Source organism: Streptomyces sp. NPDC056948, assembly GCF_042674225.1.
Classification (GTDB): domain Bacteria; phylum Actinomycetota; class Actinomycetes; order Streptomycetales; family Streptomycetaceae; genus Streptomyces; species Streptomyces purpurascens.
In genome coordinates this window covers 1-21,514 of record NZ_JBHUQX010000014.1, presented here as the reverse complement: position 1 = coordinate 21,514, position 21,514 = coordinate 1, and the positions used below count along the sequence as shown (strand labels likewise).

Annotated in this window: 22 protein-coding genes and 1 riboswitch; of the genes, 13 read left to right on the top strand and 9 right to left on the bottom strand. The window is 69.5% G+C overall.

Annotated elements, in window-relative coordinates; translation table 11 throughout:
- The first annotated feature begins 88 nt into the window (after positions 1-88).
- Positions 89-475, top strand: coding sequence for a cyclophilin-like fold protein (locus ACFTZL_RS03470; RefSeq protein WP_382577695.1), 387 nt, complete (start codon positions 89-91; stop codon positions 473-475).
- A gap of 38 nt (positions 476-513) precedes the next feature.
- Here the strand turns inward: ACFTZL_RS03470 and hisC are convergent, their stop codons facing one another.
- Entirely contained in the window at positions 514-1,593 is a 1,080-nt protein-coding gene (hisC, locus tag ACFTZL_RS03465) for a histidinol-phosphate transaminase (RefSeq protein WP_382577692.1), read from the bottom strand.
- A gap of 431 nt (positions 1,594-2,024) precedes the next feature.
- Here hisC and ACFTZL_RS03460 point away from each other — a divergent pair, with 431 nt between their 5' ends.
- From ACFTZL_RS03460 to ACFTZL_RS03450, 3 genes are all read left to right on the top strand, one after another.
- Positions 2,025-3,137: a LacI family DNA-binding transcriptional regulator gene (locus ACFTZL_RS03460; protein WP_215120353.1), complete on the top strand. Its 1,113-nt coding sequence runs from the start codon at positions 2,025-2,027 to the stop codon at positions 3,135-3,137.
- A gap of 309 nt (positions 3,138-3,446) precedes the next feature.
- Complete coding sequence (locus tag ACFTZL_RS03455; RefSeq protein ID WP_382577689.1) at positions 3,447-4,538, top strand: metallophosphoesterase family protein; 1,092 nt, start codon at positions 3,447-3,449, stop codon at positions 4,536-4,538.
- Between the two features lie 183 nt (positions 4,539-4,721).
- Complete coding sequence (locus tag ACFTZL_RS03450) at positions 4,722-5,588, top strand: hypothetical protein (RefSeq protein WP_382577686.1); 867 nt, start codon at positions 4,722-4,724, stop codon at positions 5,586-5,588.
- Between the two features lie 76 nt (positions 5,589-5,664).
- Here the strand turns inward: ACFTZL_RS03450 and thiC are convergent, their stop codons facing one another.
- Positions 5,665-7,449 carry a phosphomethylpyrimidine synthase ThiC gene (gene thiC / locus ACFTZL_RS03445; protein WP_382577683.1) on the bottom strand — a complete coding sequence of 595 codons (1,785 nt, stop codon included), beginning with the start codon at positions 7,447-7,449 and terminating at the stop codon, positions 5,665-5,667.
- Positions 7,442-7,631: riboswitch (TPP riboswitch) on the bottom strand. Its footprint overlaps the gene before it by 8 nt.
- Positions 7,632-7,703: 72 nt before the next feature.
- Between thiC and ACFTZL_RS03440 the strand changes: the two genes are divergently transcribed.
- A complete protein-coding gene (locus ACFTZL_RS03440) occupies positions 7,704-9,359 on the top strand; it encodes a YibE/F family protein (protein WP_382577681.1) in 1,656 nt (551 codons plus the stop codon).
- Between the two features lie 103 nt (positions 9,360-9,462).
- Here ACFTZL_RS03440 and ACFTZL_RS03435 read toward each other — a convergent pair whose 3' ends face one another.
- The 4 genes from ACFTZL_RS03435 to ACFTZL_RS03420 form a co-directional block, all read right to left on the bottom strand.
- A complete protein-coding gene (locus ACFTZL_RS03435; protein ID WP_184593809.1) occupies positions 9,463-9,897 on the bottom strand; it encodes an SsgA family sporulation/cell division regulator in 435 nt (144 codons plus the stop codon).
- Between the two features lie 98 nt (positions 9,898-9,995).
- Complete coding sequence (locus tag ACFTZL_RS03430) at positions 9,996-10,721, bottom strand: IclR family transcriptional regulator (RefSeq protein WP_382577678.1); 726 nt, start codon at positions 10,719-10,721, stop codon at positions 9,996-9,998.
- 345 nt (positions 10,722-11,066) lie between these two features.
- Positions 11,067-11,279 (bottom strand): DUF5326 family protein, encoded by a 213-nt coding sequence (locus ACFTZL_RS03425; RefSeq protein WP_020271174.1) that lies wholly within the window; start codon positions 11,277-11,279, stop codon positions 11,067-11,069.
- Positions 11,280-11,435: 156 nt separating this feature from the next.
- Entirely contained in the window at positions 11,436-11,753 is a 318-nt protein-coding gene (locus ACFTZL_RS03420; protein ID WP_184593813.1) for a cupin domain-containing protein, read from the bottom strand.
- A 60-nt stretch (positions 11,754-11,813) separates the two neighbouring features.
- Between ACFTZL_RS03420 and ACFTZL_RS03415 the strand changes: the two genes are divergently transcribed.
- The 5 genes from ACFTZL_RS03415 (at position 11,814) to ACFTZL_RS03395 (ending at position 15,567) form a co-directional block, all read left to right on the top strand.
- Positions 11,814-12,191 (top strand): phage holin family protein, encoded by a 378-nt coding sequence (locus ACFTZL_RS03415; protein WP_193479123.1) that lies wholly within the window; start codon positions 11,814-11,816, stop codon positions 12,189-12,191.
- A gap of 6 nt (positions 12,192-12,197) precedes the next feature.
- Positions 12,198-12,689, top strand: coding sequence for a low molecular weight protein-tyrosine-phosphatase (locus ACFTZL_RS03410; protein WP_382577675.1), 492 nt, complete (start codon positions 12,198-12,200; stop codon positions 12,687-12,689).
- Positions 12,686-13,891, top strand: a complete 1,206-nt coding sequence (locus ACFTZL_RS03405) for a cystathionine gamma-lyase (protein WP_382577672.1) — start codon at positions 12,686-12,688, stop codon at positions 13,889-13,891. Before ACFTZL_RS03410 ends, ACFTZL_RS03405 begins: the two co-directional genes overlap by 4 nt.
- Before the next feature lie 199 nt (positions 13,892-14,090).
- Positions 14,091-14,996 carry a LysR family transcriptional regulator gene (locus tag ACFTZL_RS03400; protein WP_382577670.1) on the top strand — a complete coding sequence of 302 codons (906 nt, stop codon included), beginning with the start codon at positions 14,091-14,093 and terminating at the stop codon, positions 14,994-14,996.
- Positions 14,997-15,084: 88 nt separating this feature from the next.
- On the top strand, positions 15,085-15,567 hold the full coding sequence (locus ACFTZL_RS03395) for an NUDIX domain-containing protein (RefSeq protein ID WP_382577667.1): 483 nt from the start codon (positions 15,085-15,087) through the stop codon (positions 15,565-15,567).
- A gap of 13 nt (positions 15,568-15,580) precedes the next feature.
- On the opposite strand, the gene ACFTZL_RS03390 is transcribed toward ACFTZL_RS03395, so the two are convergent.
- Positions 15,581-17,182 (bottom strand): globin domain-containing protein, encoded by a 1,602-nt coding sequence (locus ACFTZL_RS03390; protein ID WP_382577664.1) that lies wholly within the window; start codon positions 17,180-17,182, stop codon positions 15,581-15,583.
- Between the two features lie 554 nt (positions 17,183-17,736).
- Here ACFTZL_RS03390 and ACFTZL_RS03385 point away from each other — a divergent pair.
- The gene (locus ACFTZL_RS03385; protein WP_382577661.1) at positions 17,737-18,603 is read left to right on the top strand and encodes a GNAT family N-acetyltransferase; all 867 of its coding nucleotides are present in this window, start codon (positions 17,737-17,739) and stop codon (positions 18,601-18,603) included.
- A 77-nt stretch (positions 18,604-18,680) separates the two neighbouring features.
- On the opposite strand, the gene ACFTZL_RS03380 is transcribed toward ACFTZL_RS03385, so the two are convergent.
- Positions 18,681-19,103: a heme-binding protein gene (locus ACFTZL_RS03380; RefSeq protein WP_382577659.1), complete on the bottom strand. Its 423-nt coding sequence runs from the start codon at positions 19,101-19,103 to the stop codon at positions 18,681-18,683.
- 63 nt (positions 19,104-19,166) lie between these two features.
- A complete protein-coding gene (locus tag ACFTZL_RS03375; RefSeq protein ID WP_382577657.1) occupies positions 19,167-20,375 on the bottom strand; it encodes an MFS transporter in 1,209 nt (402 codons plus the stop codon).
- Between the two features lie 142 nt (positions 20,376-20,517).
- Here ACFTZL_RS03375 and ACFTZL_RS03370 point away from each other — a divergent pair, with 142 nt between their 5' ends.
- Together ACFTZL_RS03370 and ACFTZL_RS03365 are read left to right on the top strand one after the other, a co-directional pair.
- Positions 20,518-20,982, top strand: a complete 465-nt coding sequence (locus ACFTZL_RS03370) for a MarR family winged helix-turn-helix transcriptional regulator (protein ID WP_382577654.1) — start codon at positions 20,518-20,520, stop codon at positions 20,980-20,982.
- 39 nt (positions 20,983-21,021) lie between these two features.
- Positions 21,022-21,474 (top strand): GNAT family N-acetyltransferase, encoded by a 453-nt coding sequence (locus ACFTZL_RS03365; RefSeq protein ID WP_382577651.1) that lies wholly within the window; start codon positions 21,022-21,024, stop codon positions 21,472-21,474.
- The last annotated feature ends 40 nt before the right edge of the window (positions 21,475-21,514 follow it).

Sequence of the window (21,514 nt, the reverse complement as noted above, 5' to 3'; positions counted from 1 at the left end):
CTTTCGAGCCCCAAAGGGGGCCCCTGTCCCGGTCAACCTCAGGGCCAACCCCTAGGCGTTAACTTCAACATATTGTTGAATCTGTGGCATGCAGACACCACTACAGATACGGATCTCCTGGCCCGCGGGGCACCTCACCGCGACCCTTGACGACACCCCGACCACCCAGGCCCTCGCCCAGGCACTGCCCCTTGTCTCCACCGCCCGCACCTGGGGCGCGGAGGTCTACTTCGACACAGGAGTGTCTGTTTCACGTGAAACAGACGCCCGACAGGTCATGGAGCCGGGCACAGTCGCCTTCTGGACCGACGGCGACGCCCTCGCCCTCCCCTACGGGCCCACGCCGATCTCACAGGGCGAGGAGTGCCGCCTCGCCAGCCCGTGCAATGTCCTGGGCCGCATCGACGGCGACCCCGGCCTGCTCGCGACCGTGCGGGGCGGCGACCCCGTCCGCGTTGAACTCGTGGACGCCTGACCTGGCCTGACCTGACCTAGGGCCTGGCTCGCGGAGCACTACAGCTCCTTGCGAAACCCTTCCGTCACCTTCAGGAAGATGTCGTTCGCCTCGGTTTCCCCGACCGTGACCCGCACACCCTCACCCGGGAACGGCCGGACCACCACGCCCGCCTGCTCACACGCCTGCGCGAACGCGACCGTGCGCTCCCCCAGCCGCAGCCACACGAAGTTGGCCTGGGTCTCGGGCACCGTCCAGCCCTGGGCGCGCAGCCCGTCGACCACGCGCGTGCGCTCACACACCAGCGAGCCGACCCGACCGAACAGTTCGTCCTCGGCACGCATCGAGGCGATCGCCGCCTCCTGCGCGAGCTGGCTCACGCCGAACGGCACCGCCGTCTTGCGCAGCGCCAACGCCACCGGCTCGTGCGCGATGGCGAACCCGACGCGCAGTCCGGCCAGGCCGTACGCCTTGGAGAAGGTCCGCAGGACGCAGACATTGGGCCGGTCGCGGTAGAGCTCGACACCGTCCGGCACCTCGGGGTCGCGGATGAACTCGCGGTAGGCCTCGTCGAGCACCACCAGTACGTCTCCCGGCACCCGGTCGAGGAAGCGCTCCAGCTCCGCCCGCCGCACGACCGTGCCGGTCGGGTTGTTGGGGTTGCAGACGAAGATCAGCCGGGTCCGGTCGGTGATCGCGTCGGCCATCGCGTCGAGATCGTGCACATCACCGGAGGTCAGCGGCACCTGGACCGACCGGGCGCCGCTGATCTGCGTGATGATCGGGTACGCCTCGAAGGACCGCCAGGCGTAGATCACCTCGTCACCGGGGCCGGAGGTGGCCTGGATGAGCTGCTGGGCGACTCCGACCGACCCGGTGCCGGTGGCCAGGTGGGAGAGGGGCACGCCGAACCGCTCGGACAGCTCGTTCATCAGCCCCGTACAGGCCATGTCCGGGTAGCGGTTGAAGTTGCCGGCCGCCGCTGTCACGGTCTCCATCACGCCCGGCAGCGGCGGGTACGGGTTCTCGTTGGAGGACAGCTTGTAGGCCACCGGCCCGCCTGCCGCGGCGGGCTTGCCCGGCTTGTAGGTGGGGATTCCCTCCAGCTCGCCGCGCAGCTTGGGGCTCGTCTCGCTCACCGCAGTCCTCCTCGCGAAGACCGGCGGCCCATGACCGCCGCCGACATCCAATACTCCTCACCTTATGAGGATTCAGCGCCGCTGCGTACACCCACGGCCAAGCGGTGAACGCCGGCTTCCCACGTCCCTCCGGCATCAGGGGCATCGCCGCACGAAGGCGTATGAATCCGGGGGCGCGCCGCACATATATCTACGCGCCGGTGGTGCACGCCGTGGCGCGCATCCCCCGTGCAGGTGAGTTGAGACCTCTTCGCAACCTCACCCACTTGGCAGGCTCGTGCGGGCCGACAAGTCACGTACTGGCATGGGAGCGCTTAACTCCCTTGGTTTCCAAAGTAATTGAGGTTAAATGATCATGCAGAAACGTGCCTGTCAACGTGTGCATATGCGTCCGCACTACCCCACCTCATGAGCCCTACTATCGGCTCGCCATGACAGCAGCAGGGAAGCACCAGGTGAGCCGCGCGGAAACCTCACGTCGAGGCAGTCGGCCGAGTCGGGCGGGTATCAGAGACGTGGCCGCCGCCGCCGGAGTCTCCATCACGACCGTCTCCGACGCCCTCAACGGCAAGGGCCGGCTTCCGGACGCCACCCGGCGCCATGTCCGCGAGGTGGCCGACCGGCTGGGCTACCGGCCCTCGGCCGCCGCCCGGACACTCCGTACCGGCAAGTCGGGACTCATCGGCCTGACCGTGACGACGTACGGGGATGAACCTTTCACCTTCACCGAATTCGCGTACTTCGCCGAGATGGCGCGGGCCGCCACCTCCGCCGCGCTCGCCCGCGGCTACGCCCTCGTCATCCTGCCCGCGACCTCCCGCCACGATGTGTGGTCGAACGTCGCCCTGGACGGCACAGTCGTCATCGATCCCTCCGACCAGGACCCGGTCGTCAGCGAACTCGTCCGGCAGGGTCTGCCGGTCGTCTCCGACGGCCGCCCGGCCGGCTCCCTGCCGGTCACGGCCTGGGTCGACAACGACCACGAGGCCGCCGTCCTCGGCATCCTCGACCACCTGGCCGACGCCGGCGCCCGCCGCATCGGCCTGCTGACCGGCACGACGACGGACACGTACACCCACCTGTCGACCACCGCGTACCTGCGCTGGTGCGAGCGCGTCGGCCAGGATCCGGTGTACGAGGCCTATCCGGCGCACGATCCGTGCGCGGGCGCCGTCGCCGCCGACCGGCTCCTCGCCCGCCCCGACCGGCCGGACGCGGTCTACGGGCTGTTCGACCCGAACGGCACCGACCTGCTCGCCGCCGCCCGCCGCTACGGCCTGCGCGTACCGGACGACCTGCTGCTGGTCTGCTGCAGCGAGTCCACCGTGTACGCCAACACCGAGCCCCCCATCACCACGCTCTCCCTGAAGCCGCGCCGCATCGGCACGGCGGTGGTGCAGCTCCTCATCGACGCCATCGAGGGAGTGGAATCCGACCGCCCGGTGGAGCAGGTGATACCGACGGAGCTGATCGTGCGCACGTCGTCCCAGCGACGCCCGCCGCGCACGACGGTCAGCCCGCCGCGATCCCCCGAGGGGGCGTAGGTCCGGTACCCGGGAACCCCCGGGTCCGGTACCTCGGAACCGGGTCAGGGGAAAGTCTCGTCGCTGGGGAGAAACAGGGCCGGTCCCCCGGAGAGAAGGGATCGTTCTCGCGAAGAGAAGGAGAGCGAGGACGGTCACACGGTGGTCAAAGCCCGGCCCAATCGGGGCGAAAGCCGCGGTGAACTGGACTCTTGCTCTGATTCACCACCCCTGGGTCATCACATGGCGCGATCCGCATTCCTATGATGGGCCCACGACACCGGCGGGCCGCTACGACCAGGCAGTCCGATGCGGTGCAGATGCGGCTTGATGGTGGAGGGGTCGATGACTCAGGGGGCCGGTCAGGGACCCGAGGTGGAGCGCACGGCTACGTTGCGCGACTTCCGGGTGCCCGCGTACGTCCACGAGACCGGTCCGTACGTCCAGAGCGCGAGCCCCGGCGAGGTCGCTCCGCCGCCCGAGGAGACGTATCCCGAGGGATACACGCCGACCCAGCGCGACCTTCCCGTGGTCAACCGGGGTGACACTGTCCAGGTGACCGTCGACCCCGAAACCGCCGCGGCCCCGCCCCCGAACACCGGACAGGGCCCGCTGTACGTCGTGGGCGACGTGCACGGCTATCTCGACCAGCTGGTGGCCGCTCTGCAGGAGAAGGGCCTCCTCGACGCCGACGGCAACTGGTGCGCGGGCACCGCCCGGCTGTGGTTCCTCGGCGACTTCACCGACCGCGGACCGGACGGCATCGGCGTCATCGACCTGGTGATGCGGCTCTCCGCCGAGGCCGCGGCGGCCGGCGGCTACTGCAAGGCGCTCATGGGCAACCACGAGCTGCTGCTGCTCGGCGCCAAGCGGTTCGGCGACACCCCCGTCAACTCCGGCGCGGGCACCGCCACCTTCCAGGCGGCCTGGCTGCTCAACGGCGGACAGAAGACCGACATGGACCGCCTCCAGGACCACCACCTGCAGTGGATGGCCCGTCTCGACGCCGTCGAGGAGGTCGACGGCCATCTGCTCGTCCACTCCGACACCACCGCCTACCTCGACTACGGCCGCTCGATCGAAGAGGTCAACGACACCGTCCGCGAGACGATCACGCGCAATGACGCGGACGAGGTCTGGGACCTGTTCCGCAAGTTCACCAAGCGGTTCTCCTTCCGGGACGAGGGCGGCGCGGACGCCGTGCGCTCCCTGCTCGATACGTACGGGGGCACCCGCATCGTTCACGGGCACAGCCCGATTCCGTATCTGCTCGGCGAGGTCGGCTCCGAGGAGGACGAGGACAGCAGCGACCCGGTGATCGAGGGACCGCACGTCTATGCCGACGGACTCGCCATCGCGATGGACGGCGGCGTGACCATGGCCGGAAAGCTGCTGGTCCAGCAACTGCCGTTGGGTACGTGAACGTTCACCGGGCAGGCGTTTCCCGTCACAGGACCGGACGGGTGAAGGGCCAATTTCGGTAAACCCCCTGTCACCGCCTACCTCCACGGCTCTACCATCGGCTTATCCGTAGCAGGCTCCCCTCCGTTTCTGCCCGACGGCTCGTCAGCATGCCGAGCCCCAAGCCCTACGGAGCATCGGGGGATGCACATGAACAGCGTTCCGCAGCACCTGCTGAGCGAGGACCGCCAGGAATACGAGCGGATCCTCGATGAGGTGCTGCGCTCCGCACCACACCGTCCGGAACTGACCGCTGTCGGACAGCGGCTGAACTCGGAACAACTGCGCACCATGGCGCTGAACGCCACCGCACTCATCACGGCGGCCGCGTCGACCGAATACCAGCACTACGTCAAGGTCCGTGAGGAACTGCGCCAGCCGGCGTCGTCCAACCCCCCGGCCGTGCGCGAGTCCGGCTCTTCCGAGCCGGGCACGGGCCCGGCGGGGCTGGCCGCCGCCATGGGAGAGGTCGCCGAGACCGCCGGCGCGGGCGCCGTCGCCATCGTCGCCGTCCTCGCACCCGTCCTGGCCGGAACCGCAGCCGCGATCTTCCTGCTCGTCGGCTACATCCTGCAGATGCTCGACCCCGAGCAGGCGTTCGCCCGGACCATGCTCACCACGGGCTGGGTGTTCGGCGCCGTGACCGCGGTAGCGATCCTCGTCGCCGCGGTGGGACTGCTGCTCACCGCCCTGCGCAACAAGCCGACGGCCGAAGGCGGTCCGTACGGCGAACTGCAAGGGGAGGTGGCCCTGGCCAGGGATGCCTGGCACGAGGCCCTGCTGGAGCGGGGCATCCTGCCTTTCCTTCGAGAGGCACTCGTCAGCCCGGACGCGGCCGCCGCGCTGCACCACACCTCCTCGTCCACGCCGATCAGCCGCATCCCGCACCTCGGCTACGACCGCCCGGGTTTCACCAGCCCGGACGAAGGCCACCGCGGCTCGCGGCCGAGCTACAGCAGCCCGGACTACACCAGCCCGGACTACGGAGGACCGGAACACCAGCCGGAATAGCCGGGCCCGCCAGGGACCAGGGGCCAGGGACCATGTGTCCCCAGCCCTCGGCCCCCGCGGCCTGTGCGCGGCCGGATCAGTCAGCGATCGGCAGGTACACCCGGTTCCCGCTCGCCGCGAACTCCTTCGACTTCTGGGCCATGCCCTCCTCGATCTCGGTCCGTGTGCCGCCGTGTTCACGGCGGATGTCCTGCGAGATCTTCATGCTGCAGAACTTGGGACCGCACATCGAGCAGAAGTGAGCCGTCTTGGCGGGCTCCGCCGGCAGGGTCTCGTCGTGGAACTCCCGTGCCGTGTCCGGGTCGAGGGCCAGGTTGAACTGGTCCTCCCACCGGAACTCGAAGCGGGCGTCGGACAGCGCGTCGTCCCATTCCTGGGCACCGGGGTGTCCCTTGGCGATGTCGGCCGCATGGGCGGCGATCTTGTAGGTGATGACGCCGGTCTTGACGTCGTCACGGTTCGGCAGGCCCAAGTGCTCCTTGGGCGTGACGTAACACAGCATGGCCGTGCCCCACCAGGCGATCATCGCGGCACCGATGCCGGAGGTGATGTGGTCGTACGCCGGCGCGACGTCCGTGGTCAGCGGGCCGAGCGTATAGAACGGAGCTTCATCGCAGATCTCCTGCTGAAGGTCGATGTTCTCCTTGATCTTGTGCATCGGGACATGGCCCGGGCCTTCGATCATGGTCTGTACGTTGAAACGCTTCGCGATCCGGTTGAGTTCCCCGAGCGTGCGCAGTTCCGCGAACTGTGCCTCGTCGTTGGCGTCCGCGATCGAGCCGGGCCGCAGGCCGTCGCCGAGCGAGTACGTGACGTCGTACGCGGCGAGGATCTCGCAGAGTTCCTCGAAGTTCTCGTACAGGAAGGACTCCTGGTGGTGCGCGAGGCACCAGGCGGCCATGATCGAGCCGCCGCGGGAGACGATGCCCGTCTTGCGGTTGGCCGTCAGCGGCACATAGGCCAGGCGCACGCCCGCGTGGACCGTCATGTAGTCCACGCCCTGCTCGGCCTGTTCGATGACCGTGTCCTTGTAGACCTCCCAGGTCAGATCCTCGGCCCGGCCGTCGACCTTCTCCAGGGCCTGGTAGAGCGGCACGGTGCCGATGGGGACGGGGGAGTTGCGCAGCACCCACTCACGTGTGGTGTGGATGTTGCGGCCGGTGGAGAGGTCCATGACCGTGTCGGCGCCCCAGCGGGTCGCCCAGGTCATCTTCTCGACCTCCTCCTCGATGGAGGACGTCACCGCCGAGTTGCCGATGTTGGCGTTGACCTTCACCAGGAACCTCTTGCCGATGATCATCGGCTCGATCTCCGGGTGGTTGACGTTGGCCGGCAGCACGGCCCGGCCCGCGGCGATCTCGTCGCGGACCACCTCGGGCGAGACGTTCTCCCGGATGGCCACGTACTCCATCTCGGGCGTGATCTCGCCGCGGCGGGCGTACGCGAGCTGCGTGACCGCCTTCCCGTCCCGGCTGCGACGCGGCTGGCGCGGGCGGCCGGGGAAGACGGCGTCGAGGTTGCGGAGGCCGCCACGGGGCGAGGTGTGCTTGATGCCGTCGTCCTCGGGACGGACGGGGCGGCCCGCGTACTCCTCGGTGTCGCCGCGGGAGATGATCCAGTTCTCGCGCAGCGGCGGCAGGCCCCTGCGGACGTCGGTGTCGACGAGTGGATCGGTGTACGGGCCCGACGTGTCGTACAGCGTGACCGCCTGCCCATTGGTGAGATGCACCTGACGAACCGGCACGCGCAGGTCGGGGCGGGTGCCCTCGACGTACGCCTTGTGCCAGCCGATGGACTTCCCGGCCTCCTCGGACTGTGCGTCCTGAACGGAGGCAGGCGTGCGTGCGTCCTTGTCGGTCATGAGACCTACTCCCTACGCCGGCATTACCCGGTAACAGGTTCGGCGGTCGACGCAGCGGTTTCCGTCTGCCGACGTTCCGTGTGAAACATCACTCGACTTCGGTGATGTTTCATGTGAAACATCGCTGGGACGGAGGTCAGCGCCCTCTCAGCCCGGTGCTCCGAGCTCCCGCGTGTACAAAAGGTGCCCCCACGCTAGCGGCAATTCTGGCGCGGTGAACAGAGGGCCCCCCTCGTTCTTGCGATGATCGGTCGGTGACCACGACGCAGCGTCCCCCTTACCCACCGCCCGAGCCGCCTCGCGGATCCGGCGCCGGAAACGGCAACGGCCGGGGAGACGGCCACGATTTCGTCCCCGGGGCCGGGTATGGGCCGGGGGCAGGTTTCGGGCCCGGGGCCGGGGCTGGGGCCGGTGGTGAGCATGGTTCCGGCTCTGCCGGGGGATACGGGCCGGGCAACAGCCAGGGTGGCGGCTCGGCCGGTGGGCATGGAGTCGGTCCCGGCGACGGGCAGGGTCCGGGTTCCGGAGACGGACATGGGCATGGGCACGGTTCCGGGACCGGCGGAGGTGACGGCCACGGACAGGGCCCCGGTTCCGCGCCAGGTGGCGGACACGGGCACTCGCACAGTCACAGCCACGGTCCGGCCACGCCCGTCTCCATGCATCTGCGCAAGATCATCGCGGCGATCCTGATCCCGTTCGGCGCGGCCGTCCTGGTCGGTCTCGTCGTGCTGTGGCCGGGCGGCGCCCCGTCGCACGAGCGCACCGGCGTCGGCTTCGACCGGCAGACCGAACAGGCCTCGGTCACCAAGGTCGTGGAGATCAGCTGCAAGGAGGCCGGCGCCTCGGGGGTCCCGCCGACCGGCGACACCTCCACCGCCGAGGGCTCCTCCGCCGCGCAGCAGGAGAAGGGCACCTGCAAGCGGGCGACGATCCGGGTCGACAGCGGCAAGGACAAGGGCCGCACCTTCACCGAGATCATCCAGCCCGACCAGTCCCGTCAGCTGCACGAGGGCCAGAAGGTCGTGGTCGCCTACGAGCCCTCCGCGCCGAAGGACCTGCAGTACTCGGTCACCGACATCAACCGCCGGCTGCCCATGGGCCTGCTGGCCGGCATCTTCGCGCTCGCCGTCGTGGTCGTCGGGCGGCTGCGGGGGGTCATGGCCCTCATCGCACTGGCCATCAGCTTCATGGTGCTGAACTTCTTCATCCTGCCCGCGATCCTGCAGGGCTCGAACCCGCTGGTCGTGGCGGTGGTGGGCGCGAGCGCCATCATGCTCATCGCCCTGTACATGTGTCACGGACTGTCCGCACGGACCTCCGTGGCGGTGCTGGGCACCCTCATCTCCCTGTTGCTGATCGGCATCCTCGGCTCGGTGTTCATCGACTGGGCCGCGCTCACCGGCAACACCGACGACAACACCGGTCTGATCCACGGCCTCTATCCGACGATCGACATGAGCGGTCTGCTGCTCGCCGGCGTCATCATCGGTTCGCTCGGTGTGCTCGACGACGTGACGGTCACACAGACCTCGGCGGTCTGGGAGCTGCACGAGGCCAATCCGTCGATGGGCTGGCGCGGGCTCTACCGCGCGGGCATCCGGATCGGCCGCGACCACATCGCCTCGGTCGTCAACACGCTCGTCCTCGCCTACGCGGGTGCCGCCCTGCCTCTGCTGCTGCTGTTCTCCATCGCGCAGAGCGGTGTGGGGACGGTCGCCAACAGCGAGCTGGTCGCGGAGGAGATCGTGCGCACTCTGGTCGGTTCGATCGGCCTGGTCGCCTCGGTGCCGGTCACCACCGTTCTGGCCGCGCTCGTGGTCTCGGCCGACCGGCCCGGAGAGGAGCGCGCCGTGGAAGCCTCGGCGGTCCCGGCACGCGGGGGAAGGGGCCGGCGCCGCAAGCGCTGACGTCTCTGAGCCAGACGTCCCAGCGCCACAACGCCGAAGCGTTCCCGCACGGCTCGGCGGCATCCGGTGAAGCGTTACTCCACCATGCCGCCCGACGGGTGTCTCACCCGGCTCCCTGTTCCGCCAGGATGCGGTCCAGCGCCTCGTCGAGGTGGGCGTCGAAGTCGGCGAGCGAGCCCTCCTGGCCCAGCGGCACCAGCTTGTCGGTGCGGTCGAGGAAGGCGACGAGCGGTGCCGTGGAGGACCGGAACAACGCCTGGTCGCTGCCCACCTGAAGCCGGATCAGCACCTCGCCCAGCGTGTCCGGTTCGACGGGAGTGACCCGCACATCGCCCTCGCCGCACGGCCTGCCGACGCCGTCGATCAGCAACTCCCGGCCGAAAGCCCACGTCACCGGGGCGTCACCGGGCAGGTGGAACGTCAGCCGGACGGCATAGGGATCACTGGTCTCATAGCGCAGCTCCACCGGAATGCGGAAGGAGAGCTCCTCGGACACGAGAAAGCTCATCATGACCTCTGCTTGTACGGACTCGCGCATCGCTAACCCCGTCATTCGCCGTGACTGGCCGGGAACGAACCTCTGACACTTGGTGGAATCTTGCTGAACGTACACAGCAGATCACAAGGAGTGAGTTTTCACATACTGATAGAGAGCGCCAGCGACCCGAGTCGCCGCCCGATCTCGCTCTGCAACTGCCGGGCCGCGGGCAGCAGCCGGTCCTCCTGGTGAGCGGGCAGGGAGATGGCCATCGTCGCGGCCGTGGTGCCGAGAGTGAGCGGGATCGCCGCGCAGACCGCACCCAGGGCGTACTCCTGACGCTCGGTCACCGGTTCCATCCGCCGCATCCGCTCCAGACGCCGTAGCAGGCTGTGGTTGTCCCGCACCGTGTACGGAGTGAGGGGCTGCACCGGGTAACGGTCGAGGTGGTCGCGACGGGCCTCCCCGTCGAGCTGGGACAGCAGGCACTGCCCGATGGCGTGCGCGTGCCCGGTCTCCCGGAAGTCGGCCCACTCCTCGACCGCCGGCGTGCCCGGGGTCTCGGAGACGCACATGACCTCGATCTCGCCCTCGCGGTACGCCGCGTAGTAGACGGGGACGCCGAGCAGGTCTCGCCACTGCCCGAGCGTGTCGACCACCGTGCTGCGACGTTTCTGCCGCGCCCCGCTGCTGCTCAGCCGCTCGGCGGCCTCACCGAGGAAGAACAGGCCCTTGTCCCGGCGCAGATAGCCCTCGTGCACGAGGGTGCGCAGCAGGTGGTACGTCGTGGGCAGCGCCAGCCCGGTCTCGCGGGCCAGTTGCTTGGCGGGGGCGCCGTAGACGTGCCCGGCGACGGTTTCCAGCAGGCGCATGGCGCGCTGCACGGATCCGATGAGGGTCGCCGGAGGCGGGGGTGCGGCGGGAGGGGGTGGTGTGGTGGGAGGCGGTGATTCGGAGGGTGCCGCCGAGCGCGGTTGCGCGGGGACGCTGCGCAGGTGGGCCGGTGCGGTGTCAGCCGGGGCCAAGGGTCACTCCCGAAACGCGAGGGGCCGACCCGTGCGGAGGAACACGGGTGGGGGTGTATGCCGCTCGCGGGGATGTCCCCGCGTCGAGCCGGACTCTATTCGTCTGCCACCGCACGCAGACGGTCCGGCCGGGAAACTTCCCCCGCCCGAGGGAACGGGTGATTCCAAGCGTTTCCCGCTACCCCCACCGGTTTCCCACCGGTCTCACCAGTCGCTGCGCGACGAGGAGCTCGACGTGAACTTCCGTACGACGTAGATCAGTCCGCCGACCAGCGCCACGAAGACCAGCACCTTGAAGAGCAGTCCGATGACGAAGCCGACCACACTGGCGATCAGCCCGCCGAACACGACCAGGGCGATGACCGGCACCGCGATCCACTTCACCCACCACGGCAGTCCCGTGAAGATCTCTCGCATCGCCCTCGTCCTTACCTCTCCACCCGTTCGAGTGCCGGGTCCTGTCGGTCTCCTGATGTTCTGCACTCGATGCTAGGTCCAGGAGGGGGTCGGGCGGGGGCCTCGCACCCCTTGTCCTCCCCTGACCGAACCCCTAGGGAACCCCGAGGCGGTCCGTCAGCTCTCGGGCGGAGAGAACACCACCAGCACCCTGAGGTCCTCGGTGATGTGGTGGAACTTGTGGGCGACGCCCGCCGGCACGTAGACCACGCTGCCGCGTGCCACCTGGGTCGTCTCCAGGCCGACGGTGATCGCGGCACGGCCGCTCACAACGAAGTAGACCTCGTCCTGATTGTGCGGCTTCTGTGGATCCTGCTCGCCCGCGTCGAGGGCGTACAGACCGACCGACATGTTCTGCGCCCGCAGAAACTGCAGGTAGGCGCCCTCGTTGGCGGCGCGCTCCGCCTCCAGTTCGTCCAGCCGGAATGCCTTCATCGCCTAGTCCGCCCCTGCCTCTAGTGCCCGTGCCCGATCAGGTCTGCCACGATCAGACACATGAAGAATTTCGTAGTCAAGACGATCGCCAACGCCGGTGCCCTGGCGGTCGCCGTATGGCTGCTCGACAAGATCACCCTGACCGGTGACAGCACGGGCAAGAAGATCGGCACCCTGATAATCGTCGCGCTGATCTTCGGCCTGGTGAACTTCCTGGTCAAGCCGCTCGTCAAGCTCCTCAGCCTCCCGCTGCTGATATTGACGCTCGGCCTGTTCACCCTGATCGTCAACGCGCTGATGCTGCTGCTCACCTCGTGGCTGGCCGACCAGTTCGACCTGAGCTTCCAGGTGGACGGCTTCTGGACGGCAGTCCTGGGCGGCCTGATCATCTCTGTCGTCTCCTGGGCGCTGAACGTCGTTCTGCCCGACGGGGACTGAGCACGTATGACGTATCGAGTCTGCTTCGTCTGCACGGGCAACATCTGCCGTTCCCCGATGGCCGAGGTCGTCTTCCGGGCCCGCGTGGCGGAGGCCGGACTCGACGGCCTGGTCGAGGTCGACAGCGCCGGCACGGGCGGCTGGCACGAGGGCGACGGCGCCGACCCGCGCACGGTGGCCGTCCTCGAGGAGAACGGCTACACCACCGGCCACACGGCCCGGCAGTTCCAGCCGTCGTGGTTCTCCCGCCTCGACCTGGTCGTCGCCCTCGACTCCGGCCACCTCGGCGCCCTACGCCGCCTCGCGCCCACGGAGGAGGACGCGCGGAAGGTGCGGCTGCTCCGTTCGTACGACCCCGCCGCCGGCGGCGACCTCGACGTGCCGGACCCCTACTACGGGGGCGCGGACGGTTTCGAGGAGTGCCTTGAGATGGTGGAGTCGGCGAGCACCGGTCTGCTCGCGGCAGTGCGTGAGGACGTGGAAGGACGAGTGGCATGAGTGAATCCGCGACGGGTGACCAGGGCGGATCGACGGGCGGGACGGCCCGGGCGTCTAGCGACGCGGCCCTGGTCGCCGCCGACGCCGGTGACGGCACGCGGGCGGTCCGGGCCGGGCTGCCCGAGGCGGTCAAGTACGAGCCCACCCTGCCCGGACCGGTGTTCGCCGCCCACTTCCATCTGCCGGGCGACCCGACCGGCCCGTACACCTACGGCCGTGACGAGAACCCGACCTGGACACTGCTGGAGCGCGCCGTCGGCGAGCTGGAGGCGCCCGGCCGGGACGATGTCGAGACGCTCGTCTTCGCGTCGGGCATGGCCGCGACCTCGGCGGTGCTCTTCTCCCAGCTACGCGCCGGCGATGTGTGTGTCCTGCCCGACGACGGCTATCAGGCGCTGCCCCTGGTACGCGCCCAGCTGGAGACATACGGCATCGAGGTGCGTACCGCGCCGACCCGGGGCGACGCCCAGCTCGACGTCCTGGACGGCGCGAAGCTGCTGTGGATCGAGACGCCGTCGAACCCCGGGCTCGACGTCTGCGACATCAGGCGGCTCGCCGAGGCGGCACACGCGCGTGGTGCCCTGGTGGCCGTCGACAACACCCTCGCGACACCGCTCGGCCAGCGCCCCCTGGAGCTCGGTGCCGACTTCGCGGTGGCCAGCGGCACCAAGCAGCTCACGGGGCACGGCGACATCCTCCTGGGCTACGTCGTCGGCCGTGACGCCGAGGCCATGGCCGCCGTACGCCGCTGGCGCAAGATCGTCGGAGCGATTCCCGGGCCCATGGAGGCCTGGCTCGCACACCGTTCGATCGCGACGCTGCAACTGCGGGTCGACCGGCAGAGCACGACCGCCCTGGCGGTCGCCGAAGCGCTGCGCGAGCGTCCTGAGGTGACCGGACTGCGCTATCCCGGACTCCCCGACGACCCCGCGCACAAGATCGCGGCTCAGCAGATGCGGCGCTACGGGTGCGTGGTGTCGTTCACTCTGCCCACGCGTGCGCAGGCCGACCGTTTCCTCGACGCGCTGCGGCTCGTGGACGACGCGACGAGCTTCGGCGGAGTACGGTCCACGGCCGAACGACGCGGACGCTGGGGCGGCGACGCGGTCCCGGAGGGCTTCATCCGCCTGTCGGTCGGCGCCGAGGACCCGGAGGACCTGGTGGCGGACATACTGGGCGCACTGGACACGTCGGTGGCCTGACCATCCCCCCACGGACGGTCCGAGCCTCCCCCCTCGTGGCTCGGACCGTCCTCCGGTTCCGCGCGCAAGAACCGCGCGACCAAGGCTAGTTGACTCTCTGTCAGTGTCCAATCACAGTAGCGACAGAGACCTATCGACTTATTTATAGTTGAGCGCGGCCGTAGGGCCGGGAGCGGGGCCGAAGAGGGGAGAGCGTGCGGTGGATCTGGCCTTGCTGCGGACCTTCGTGACCGTGCACCGGGCCGGCTCCTTCACCCGCGCCGCCGCCCTGCTCGGCCTCTCCCAGCCCGCCGTCACCTCGCAGATACGGACGCTGGAGCGGCAACTGGGCCGCCCCCTGTTCCTGCGGCAGGCCCGCGGCGTGACCCCGACGAGCATCGGCGACGAACTGGCCCACAAGGCCGCACCGCATCTCGACGCCCTGGTGGAGATAACGGAGACAGGCCTCGACGACGACTCCTCCTTACGGACGCTGCACCTCGCCGGACCTCCGGAGTTCACCGCCGAACGAGCCCTGCCCGCGCTCACGGAGCTGATCGGCGAGGACGGTCAGGGCTTCGCCCTGCGCGCATCCTTCGGGAATGCCGAGGAAACGCTGGAAGGGCTTTCCGCCGGGCATCACGATCTGGCCATCAGCACGGCCCAGCCACGGGGCGCCCTGCTCACGGCGACTGCGCTCTGCGACGAGGAGCACGTCCTGGTCGCCGCCCCGCGCTGGGCCGAACAGATCGGCGCCGGGCAGCCGGACCGCAAGTCGGAACCGTCCCTGGAGCAGGTGCCCGTGGTGGAGGTGCACGAGTCCCTGCCCTTCGTCTCCCGCTACTGGGCCTCCGTCTTCGACTCGCGCCCCGCCGCCCCGGGCACGGTCATCGTTCCCGACCTGCGCGCGGTCCTGGCGTGTGCGGTCGCGGGGGCGGGCCTGGCGGTGCTCCCGCGCTATCTGTGTGCGGCCGCGCTGGAGCGGGGTGACGTCGTCGCCCTGCACGAGCCGACGGTGCCGCCGCTGCGGACGTACTTCCTGGTGGTCCGTACCGGGACGCTCGCGATGCCCCATATAGCGCGTGCCCATGAGTGGTTGCAGCGCGCCTCGAGCGACTGGTGCTGAGGCGCCCGGGACAGTGCCTCACTCTGAGGGCTCGGCCGGTGACGTTTCGCGATGTTTCACGTGGAACCAGCCGGGCCACATTTCACTCATGACCGTCCGACCTGTGGTCAAGCGCACCGCCCGTGCCGTTCTGCTGGACGGTGACGACCTGATCCTGATCAAGCGCACCAAGCCGGGCATGGATCCCTACTGGCTCACTCCCGGCGGCGGGGTCGAGCCCGATGACTCGACCGTCGTCGACGCCTTGCACCGAGAGGTGTACGAGGAGCTCGGCGCCAAGATCACCGATGTGGTGCCCTGCTTCGTGGACACCATGGAGCACATCGGGGAGGACGGCGGCGCGACCGGCGTGAAGGTGCAGCACTTCTTCGTCTGCCACCTGGAGTCCATGGACCCGTCCCTCCGCCACGGCCCGGAGGTGGACGAACCCGTCGGCGAGTACGAGATCGTGCGCGTGCCCTTCACCCGTGTCGGGATCGCCTCCGTCCACCTGGTGCCGCTGTCGCTGCGGCACTACCTGGACGGCAACATCGAGGGCGTACGTGCCATGCACGCCCCCGACCTGGGCTGACACCGGCAGTGGATCAGGACCCGGCCGCGACCAGCTCCTCCACGGAGTCGTGCCGTATGCGGTCCGACGGGATGCCGACGTCCCGCAGCGCGTCCACACCGCTGCGGATCATCCCGGGCGGGCCCGAGAGATAGGCCTCGAACTCGTCCCACGGCCCGTAGGCGCGTATCGCGTCCGGCAGCTGCTGGTTCGCCTGCTGGTCGATGATCGCGCGAACCGCGAGCCAGGGGTGGGTCTGCTGGAGGCGGAGCATGGTGTCGATGTCGTACAGGTCGTGGTCGGTGCGGGCTCCGTAGAAGACCTCGACCGACCGGCGGTCCCCGTGCTCGGCGACGTCTTCGACCAGTGCCTTGATGGGCGCTATGCCGGTCCCGCCGCCCACGCAGAGCAGGCCGCTCTCGGTGGTGTGGTCGACGGTCATGGAGCCCGCGGGCGGGCCGAGCCGGATGATGTCGCCGGGGCGGGCACGGTGCACCAGGGCGTTGGAGACCCAGCCGGCCGGGACCGCCTTCACGTGGAACGACAGCAGGCCGTCGGAGCGGGGCGCCGAGGCGAAGGAGTAGTGCCGCCAGATCCGGGGCCACCAGGGCGTCTCCACGCTCGTGTACTGCCCGGCGAGGAAGGGGTACGGCTGGTCGGGGCGGACGGTGATGACCGCGACGTCCGGAGTTCTGAGGTCGTGCGTGACAACCTCGGCGTACCACCAGGCCGGGGCACGCAGTTCGTCCTTGGCCGCCGCGTCGATCATGACCTGCGAGATGGTGGTGTACGCCCGGACCCAGGCCGCCTCCATCTCCTCGTTCCAGACCTCGGCGGCGTACTTGCTCAGCGCCCCGAGGAGGCATTCGCCGACGGCCGGGTAGTGCTCGGGCCGCGTGCCGTACTTGCGGTGGCCCCGGCCGAGGTTCTGCAGGTAGTCGACGAGGACGTCGGTGTTGTCGATGTGCTCGGCGGCTGTGAGCAGCGCCTTGAGCAGACGGTCCCGCTGGGTGTCCATCGCGGCCGGGAACAGCGGCCGCAGGTCCGGGTAGCGGACGAAGAGCAGGGCGTAGAAGTACGACGTGACCTTCTCGGACACGGGTGCGACCTCGGCCATGGCGCGGCGGATGAGGATGGCGTCCGGGGACGCTTCCCTGGCCGGGGCGGAGGCGGTTCGGCCCGGGGCCGACATGGCGGCGTACCGCTGGGCGGGGACCCGCGACTCGTCGGGCCCGAGTGCGGAGGGAGCGGTGGAGGCGAAGGGCGCCGGTGTGAGCGCCGTGGGCACGGGACCTGCTGACGACGCCGCGGCGACGCTTGCGGCCGCGGGAGAGGAGGCGTGCTGGGCGGCCAGGGGGGCGGGCGTGGGTATCGCTTCCGGGGGCTCACGCCCCTGTTCCGGCCCACCGGTGCTCTCGCTGCCGGTCGTCGAAGCGGGCGGCACCGCCGTACCGTCGGCCGGAGTCTCCGGAGCGGCCGTCGGCCTGCCCACGGGGCGTATCGCGGCCGGGCGACGCCCCTCTGGCGTGCCGGCTTCGCTGTCCGGTGTCGTCGTCGGCTTCTTGCGGGGCGTGAACCAGCCGCCCCCGCCGCCGGAAGTGCCGTTGTCGGCCGACGTGGTGGTCGGAGCGTCCATGGTGTGCCTCGCCTCGAGCATCTTTCGGTCGGTCTGCGCACTTCCCTAGTCGGAAGGTGCCTGCTTTCCCCCGTGGACGGACTGCGTTCCCATCCATGTCGTGGCCAATGCGGCCACATTCAACCCGTATTTCGGCTCCGTACGGACAAGTAGGCAAGAGTGTGACATTGCCCGCAGTGTTCTCACCCGAGCTTCCCACTCGTCTGGACGACTCAGTCGCTTAACCGAAAACGCGGGTCTTCGATCTCTCCGTCCCATTAGGCTGCATTGCCCTGCACTCGGCCCGCACGGAACGGGTCACCCGCCCCGAATGCGAACCGGAGTCGACCCTACCGGCCACCGCCGTGCACACAAGTCCCCCCTTCCCTCGTCACGAATGAGGGCGCCGCGCGAATCATCACTAGCGCCAACTACTGGACATCGCGCCTGTGTTTCACGTGAAACGTCCGGCGTCTGACCGCTCTCTGTGCGGACGGCTACAACTGGCCAAAAGCTCGTATGGGTCCGGGGAAAGAGGTGGACGTCAGGGGCCCCTGTCGGACAGCCTGACCTGCGTGCCGACTCCTTCCCTTGCCTCTTTGCCCATTCGTCGTCTGACGCTCCGCGATCTCGCCGCCTGCGCCGACTTGTCTCAGGACCGGGGGTGGCCACGGGAGGAGCACAAGTGGGGCTTCCTCCTCACAGCCGGGAAGGGCTATGGCATCGATGACCCCGACGGCGGCCTCGTGAGCGCCTGCGTCGTCACCGAGTACGGACCGCACGAGCACCCCGCGCTCGCGGCGATCGGCATGGTCCTGGTCGCCGAACGGCATGCGCGACAGGGCGTGGGACGCCGGCTGATGCGCCATGTCGTCTCAGCGATGGGCCCCACGCCCCTCACCCTGCACGCGACGCCGAACGGCCGCCCCCTCTACGAGGAACTCGGCTTCAAGGTCACCGGGCGGGCGGAGATGGTGTCCGGGCACTTCACCGCCGGCGGACCGGATCCCAGGGTCGCCACCCGGGCGGCGACCGCCGAGGACCTCGCCGCCATCCTCCGGCTCGACGAGCAGGCGTTCGGGACCGATCGCACGCACATCGTCACGCGACTGCCCGCCTTCGCCGATCAGTTGCGCGTGGCCGAGGAGGACGGGCGGATCATCGGGTACGCGGCCGCCTGGCCCAACATGGACACCCACGTCGTGGGCCCGCTCATCGCCCGCGACACAGCGGTCGCCCAGGCGCTCATCGCCTCCCTCGCGGCCCACACCGACCGCCCTCTGCGCACCGATATCGACGTGCGGCACGAAGAGCTCCTCGCGTGGGCGAAGGAGCGGGGCCTGGCGTCCATCGCCTTCAACTCGGTGATGTCGTACGGGATCACCGAGCTGCCCGGAGACTGGACCCGCCGGTTCGCGCCGGTCACGGTCGCGGCGGGCTGAAGGGCCCCCGCCCCGGATACGACGACGCCGGCTCCCCGGGGGATCGGGGAACCGGCGTGTCGCGTCACTGAGCCAGGTCAGGCGAGGGCCTCCACGGCGGTCGTGGCGAAGCCGTGGTCCTGCTCCGGGGCTCCGCCGCCGACGCCGATCGCGCCGATCAGGCGACCGTCGCGGTGCACCGGCACGCCGCCCGCGATGAACAGCAGCGGCCGGTCGAGCGCGGTCGGCAGCGTGTGGAAGGGGCCTCCGGGCTGCACGGCGTCGACGAGGTCGGCGGTGGGCGCGTTCAACTGGAGGGCCGTGTAGGCCTTGCGGGTGCTGGTCTCGCCGGAGATCAGCACGGCACGGTCGTCGCGCCGGAAGGCGAGCAGATGGCCGCCCGCGTCCAGGACGGTGACGCTGACGGTCACGCCTGCGGCCTCGGCGGCCCGACGGGCGGCGGTGACGAGGGCGTCGGCGTCCTGGGTGGTCAGCGGGGCGACGGCTGTGGTGGTGCTCATGAGGGGGTTCTCCTAGGGAACTTGCTGGTTGGTTCTGGCCTGGGTCGGGTCCGACCCGGTCGCTCAGTGGTGGACGGCGGTCCGCTGCTCGGCCGGCTCGGCTCCCGTGACGACGGTGCTGGGGGCACCGGCACGGCGCTCCAGAGCGGCCGAGAGGAAGGCCAGGAGCAGGGCGCCGGCGGCCAGGGCGGCACCGACCCAGTTGGGGGCGGTGTAGCCGAAGCCCGCCGCGATCACGAGGCCGCCGAGCCACGCGGAGAGGGCGTTGCCGAGGTTGAAGGCGCCGATGTTCACGGCGGAGGCCAGGGTCGGCGCGCCGTGCGCCTGGTCGAGGACCCGCTTCTGGAGCGGCGGGACGGTGGCGAAGCCCAGGGCGCCGATCAGCGCGATCGTGACGGCCGACAGCAGCTTGTCGTGCGCGGTGAGGGTGAACAGCGCCAGGACGACGGCCAGGGCGCCCAGGGAGACGTACAGCAGGGGCATCAGGGCGCGGTCGGCGAGCTTGCCGCCGACGAGGTTGCCGCCGACCATGCCGAGGCCGAAGAGGACCAGCAGCCAGGTGACGGAGCCGTCGGCGAAGCCGGCGACGTGGGTCATCATCGGCGCGATGTAGGTGATGGCCGCGAAGACACCGCCGAAGCCGAGGACGGTCATCGCCATCGCGAGCAGCACCTGCACGTTCTTGAAGGCGGCCAGCTCGTGCTTCAGGTGCACGCCCTCCGGCTTGGGCATGTCGGGGACGAGCCGGGCGATGCCGGCCAGGCCGATGACGCCGAGGGCGGCGACGACGGCGAAGGTCACGCGCCAGCCGACGGACTGTCCGACGAGCGTGCCCAGCGGGACGCCGACGACGTTGGCGACGGTCAGTCCGGTGAACATCATCGAAATGGCTCCGGCCTTCTTGTCCGGGGCCACCAGTTCGGCCGCGACGACCGAGCCGATACCGAAGAAGGCGCCATGGGCCAGCGAGGCGACGATGCGGCCGATCAGCATGACGGCGAAGGCAGGAGCGAGAGCCGAGAGCAGGTTGCCGACGATGAACAGGCCCATCAGCATCATCAGCATCCGCTTGCGGGAGACCTTGGTACCGAGAACGGTCATCAGCGGGGCGCCGAACATGACACCGAGCGCGTAGCCGGTCACCAGGTACCCGGCGGTGGGGATGGAGACCCCGTAGTCGCCCGCGACCTGGGGCAGCAAGCCCATGATCACGAATTCTGTCGTTCCGATCCCGAAGGCCCCGATCGCGAGGGCCAGAAGCGCGAGAGGCATGGAGGGGTTACCTTCCCAGAAGATTGCAGGAGCGCTTTGCGTGCGCCCACAATAATTGCACACGCGGGCTATGAGCAAGCGCCGTCAATTGCGATGCTGCTCTATCCTGGGTGTCAGCCGCTCCGGGACGGAGGAAACGCCAATGACAGCGACGGACCCCGCGCTCACCGCGCTCGCCCAGGGCTGGTGCGCCCTTTCCCTGCTGCACGGGAGGATCGAGGGCCACATCGAGCGCGCCCTGCAGGCCAAGCACGACCTCAGCGCGCGGGAGTACTCCCTGCTGGACGTGCTCAGCCGACAGCACGACGGGGACGGAGGCCATCTGCAGATGAAGCAGGTCGCCGACGCGGTCGTGCTCAGCCAGAGCGCCACCACCCGTCTGGTCACCCGCCTTGAGGACCGCGGGCTCCTGGAGCGCTATCTGTGCCCCACCGACCGCCGGGGCATCTACACGAACGTCACCGAGGCGGGCCTCGAGTTGCTGAAAGCGGCGCGGCCGACCAATGACGCCGCCCTGCGCGAGGCTCTGGACGAGGCGGCGAAGAACCCCGAGCTGGCCCCGCTGGTCCGGGTGGTCGAGACGCTGAAGGCCCCGGTGCCCGCATAGGACGCTTCTGCGCCGGCCGTCTCTGCGTAGGGTGCGTCCATGGGAGATCTTGAGATACGTGCCGCCGTCGCCGACGACGTCCCGGCGATCGTCGGAATGCTCGCGGACGACCCCTTGGGCGCACAGCGCGAGTCACCGGACGACCTCGCCCCCTACCTGACCGCGCTGGAGCGGCTCAGCGCCGACCCGAACCAGCGTCTGGTCGTGGCGGCCCGGGAGGGCCGGGTCGTCGGCACGCTCCAGCTCACGATCATTCCCGGACTGTCCCGACGCGGTGCGACCAGGTCGGTCATCGAAGGCGTACGCATCCACGCCGATGAGCGCGGCAGCGGCCTGGGAACACAGCTCATCGAGTGGGCGATCGGCGAGTCCCGGGACTTGGGCTGCCAGTTGGTCCAGCTCACTTCCGACTCATCGCGCACCGACGCCCACCGCTTCTACGAGCGGCTCGGCTTCACGGCCTCCCACACGGGCTTCAAGCTCCAACTGTGACCGGCATGCGAGGGGCGCTCTGTTTCACGTGAAACAGAGC